The organism is Actinosynnema sp. (assembly GCF_052038725.1).
The window spans coordinates 1-1,867 of record NZ_JBQGCX010001370.1 but is presented as its reverse complement, the minus strand read 5'-3'; the positions used below and the strand labels follow the sequence as shown (position 1 = coordinate 1,867).

Annotated in this window: 2 protein-coding genes; one reads left to right on the top strand and one right to left on the bottom strand. The window is 72.1% G+C overall.

Features of this window, described 5'->3' with window-relative positions:
- Positions 1-54 precede the first annotated feature (54 nt).
- A complete protein-coding gene (locus ACTUAL_RS28945; RefSeq protein ID WP_015804585.1) occupies positions 55-321 on the bottom strand; it encodes a GlsB/YeaQ/YmgE family stress response membrane protein in 267 nt (88 codons plus the stop codon).
- A 158-nt stretch (positions 322-479) separates the two neighbouring features.
- On the opposite strand from ACTUAL_RS28945, the gene dxr reads away from it, so the two are divergent.
- Positions 480-1,700, top strand: coding sequence for a 1-deoxy-D-xylulose-5-phosphate reductoisomerase (gene dxr, locus ACTUAL_RS28940; RefSeq protein WP_096496567.1), 1,221 nt, complete (start codon positions 480-482; stop codon positions 1,698-1,700).
- Positions 1,701-1,867: the final 167 nt, after the last annotated feature.

Genomic DNA, 1,867 nt, shown 5'->3' with positions numbered 1-1,867 from the left:
CCCGACGACACGAGGTCGTCGGGGGCGCGGGATCGGCGCGCGCGGAGCCGGGCCCTAGGCCCTCGCGCGACGGCCGGTCACCAGGCGGTAGATCCCCAGCAGGACCACGGAGCCGAGGATGGCCAGCAGCCAGGTGCTGAGGTCGAAGAAGTTCCCGAGCCCGGTTCCGAACACGGCGCTGCCGATGAAGCCACCGAGGATCGCGCCAACGATGCCGATCAGGATCGTGACGATGATGCCACCAGGGTCGCGACCCGGCATGACCGCCTTGGCGATGGCCCCAGCGATCAGGCCAAGGACGATCCAACCCAAGATGCCCACGATTGCTCTCCTCTGCCTGCGTGACCCGGCGCTTCCGTCCCGCCGGGTGCTCGATGCAGGAGTGCCCTCAGACGGGTGACATCATTCGTGCGTTACCATTCTGTTATCAAGGTACCGCTGTTCGGTCTCGCGACCCTGCTCCGGGACAATGGGCTCCGATGAGCACACCACGCAAGGTCCTGGTTCTCGGGTCCACGGGGTCGATCGGCACCCAGGCACTCGACGTGATCTCCACCAGGCGCGACCAGTTCGCCGTCGCGGGGCTGTCCGCGGGCGGCGCGGACCTCGCGGCGCTGGCCGCGCAGGCCCTGGACTTCGGCGTCCCGGCCGTCGCCGTGGCCCGCCCCGACTCGGCCGAGGACTTCGCCCTCGCCTACGACGCCGAGGTCGCCCGCCGCGGCCTCGCGCCCGCCGACCACCGCAGGCCCCGACTGCTGACCGGACCGGACGCCGCGAGCGACCTGGTCGACGCGGCCCCCGCCGACGTGGTGCTCAACGGCATCACCGGCTCCATCGGCCTCGCCCCCACCCTCCGCGCGCTCGCGTCCGGCGCCACCCTCGCGCTCGCGAACAAGGAGTCCCTCATCGCGGGCGGCCCGCTGGTGCTCTCCGCCGCGGGGCCCGGCCAGCTCGTGCCGGTCGACTCCGAGCACTCCGCGCTCGCCCAGTGCCTGCGCGGCGGTCGCGCCGACGAGGTCGACCGGCTCGTGCTCACCGCCTCCGGCGGCCCGTTCCGGGGGCGCAAGCGCGCCGACCTGGCCGACGTCACCGTCCAGCAGGCCATGGCCCACCCGACCTGGTCGATGGGCAACGTGATCACCATCAACTCGGCCACCCTGGTCAACAAGGGCCTGGAGCTGATCGAGGCGCACCTGCTGTTCGGCGTGCCCTACGACCGGATCGACGTCGTCGTGCACCCCCAGTCGGTGATCCACTCCATGGTCACCTTCACCGACGGCTCCACCCTCGCCCAGGCCAGCCCGCCCGACATGCGCCTGCCCATCGCGCTCGGCCTGTCCTGGCCCGACCGCGTCCCCGGCGCGGCTGCCGCGTGTACTTTCAAAGAGCCGACCGCGTGGACGTTCGAGCCGCTGGACGACGACACGTTCCCGGCGGTCCGGCTCGCCAGGCGCGCGGGCACGGCGGGCGGTTGCCTGCCCGCCGTCTACAACGCGGCCAACGAGGAGGCGCTCGCCGCCTTCTTCGTCGGCGCGACGTCGTTCCTCTCCGTGGTCGACACCGTGGAGCGGGTGCTGGACGAGGCGGACGGCTGGGCACACGACCCCGCCGACGTCGCCGAGGTCCTCGAGGCCGAGCGCTGGGCTCGGACGAGGGCGCGGGAACTGGTGGCCACTTCGGTGGGGTCTGGGAGGGACTGACCGTGGCGTTCGTGTTGGGTGTGGTGCTGTTCGCGCTGCTCATCGGCATTTCGATCGCGCTGGGGCTGTCCTGGCCCGACCGGCTCGAGGACGTCGACGAGCCCTGCGACTGGACCCGGGCCAGCACCTGGGAGTTCCACCCGCTGGACGACGAGGCCTTCCCCGCC